At 67.1% G+C, this 2,452-nt stretch carries 1 protein-coding gene; it reads right to left on the bottom strand.

Annotated elements, in window-relative coordinates; genetic code table 11:
- Positions 1-2,452: TonB-dependent receptor (locus QZ281_RS04595; protein ID WP_292225253.1), on the bottom strand; the 2,452-nt coding region annotated here is incomplete at both ends.

Here is a 2,452-nt window from a genome sequence, read left to right on the forward strand (position 1 = left end):
TCATAGGCCAGATCGGTCGTGTCGGTCAGGTTGGAGGCCGCGATCACGATCTGGGCGGCGGGCGTGAGGTCATAACTGGCCTGAGCGTCCAGATAACCGGCGGAGGCGATGATGAAGTCGGACACCCCGCCCCCCTGCATATCAGCCTCGGACTTGAAGGCCGACCGCCACGACCACGACAGACCCGCCGACACCGGCCCGCGCTCGAAGAACGGATTGATCGAATAGGCCAGATCGGAAACCCCGGTCAGGCGTGTCTGGCCGTTCGGCCCGTGACTGTCGGTCCAGGTCGCGCTGGCCCACAGGCCGAAACCGGACGACAGTTTCTTGTGCAGGCCGACCTCCACGCCCCGGCTTTCGGCCTGTCCCAGATTGCGCGGGCGCAGCATCGACACCTGCGCCTGAACCAGCGGCCCGGCGCGTGTCTCGAAGGTCAGAAGTTCGGGCGCGGCGACCAGAGCGATGAAGTCGTCGATCCGCTTGTAAAACACCGCAATGCTGAGCGCGCCGTCGGTGAAGCTCCACTCATAAGACAGGTCCAGATTGGTCGAGACATAGGGTTTCAGCGCAGGATTGCCGCCGATGCCGGAAAAGATGGTTCCGGGGGACGGGCCGTCGATCTCGGCCTGCCCGCGCTCATAGATGCTGGAGACCAGCATGCTGGCGGGGGCCGTGGCCAGCCGCAGGTCCGCCAGCGAAGGCCGGGTCATGGTGCGCGATGCGGCCAGCCGCAGCCGCCTGTGGGCGTCCAGATCGAAGGCGATATTGGCGCTGGGCAACAGCAGGGTCGCCTCCCCTGCATGGGACACGGGGCGGATGGCCAGGGCGCCGTCGCCGCCCGTCTCGACCAGCGCCCCATCGACACCGGTGCGCGTGGTCACGGCGCGCAGGCCGAAGTTGCCGAAGAAGGGAACCGCCCCCGCCGCCCCATCAAAATCCAGCCGCACATAGGCCGCCCCGACCCGCTCCGACACGGCGTAAGAGTTACGCAGATCGGCCCCCGTCGGCGTCAGGTCGCGCGGCAGGACGATGATGCCGTCACTTTCGTTGGGAATATGAAAGGCGTCGCGGAACCAGCCGAAATCCGCCGTGGCCCAACCGCCCGGCTGACGCCCGATCAAGCCGTCGAATACCCCCTTCGGCGTCTGGCCGCCCATGAAGTCAGGCGTGATCACCGCGCCCGGACGCAGCACGGCCTCACGGTCACGGCGTTGATAGTCGCGGCTGCGGTCGCTGATCTGAACGCCGAACTTCACCTCTGACAGACGCAGCAGCCCCATATCCCGGCTCAGCCCCCTTCGGGCATCGGCCATCAGGGTCAGGTCGTCATCGACGGACTCAATCGCGCGCACCCCGATCCGTTGGTTCCTAAGCGCCGTGGAGTCCAGCAGGTCCAGATCGGTCGTCAGACTGGCCGCGCGCCGGTTGGTCACCGCCCCGTCCAGATCGACGGCATAGGCGGTCTTCTGGATCGACTGGGCGTAGATACGCTCCAGCGGCGTATCCAGCCGCGAGCGGGCGCGCGAGGCCGAGACGCGGGCCGTCGCCAGCCAGTCGCCCACGACGAACTCGGCCCTGCCTGACACGATCAGGTTCAGGTGCGCCTGCTGCGAAAACTCGGTGTTGTTGTCGATGTGGCCTGCGGGGACAGACGCCGCCACGACCACGCCGTCGCGCACCCGCGTCTGTACCCCCGGCGCGATCAGCAACTCGCCCAACCCATAGACCAGACGGTCTTCGCGGATGGTGTTGTCGAAGGTGGAGATCAGACTGTTGAAGCTGAAGCGTGTCGTCGGCGATGCGGCCCAGTCGCCGCCCAGAAACAGGCTGCGGCGAAGTCGCTCTTCCTGCTCGACCGTGGTGCGGACATCACTGGGCGCGGCGACGCGGCCGCCGTCCAGCGTCAGATCGACATAGCGTTGGATCTGAAAACGATCATAGACGACTGAGCGTTCTTCCTGCGCCAGCCCGCCGACCAGACCCCAGTCGCCGTCCCCGGACACCATCCGTCCGGCGACCGAAACATCCGGCCGCATCGCTCGCGCCCGGTCCTCGACCGCCCCGCCTACGCGCAGGCTAAGGAAGGGATCGCCGCCCAGTCCGCTGATGGTTTCGATGTCGATGTTGGAGCCGATGCCGCCTTCGATCAGGTCAGGCGTGGCGGACTTGGTGACCTGCGCCCCCGCCAGCAGTTCGGCGGACAGGGCGCGGAAACGGAATTGACGTCCGCTCTGGGTCGAGTTGCGGATGTTCTCATTGAAGGCGACCGGCGCGCCGTTCAGGGTCACCGACTGGAACAGCGGCCCCAGCCCCCGCACGCTGACGAACTGGCCCTCGCCCACCTCGCGTTCGATGGCCACGCCGGGCACGCGTTGCAGGGCCTCGGCCAGATTGGCGGCGGGCAGTTCGCCGATCCGCGCGGCGGATGCGCTGTCGGAGATCACATCGGCCT

Source organism: Brevundimonas sp. (assembly GCF_018608325.1).
In the GTDB taxonomy this organism is placed as follows: domain Bacteria; phylum Pseudomonadota; class Alphaproteobacteria; order Caulobacterales; family Caulobacteraceae; genus Brevundimonas.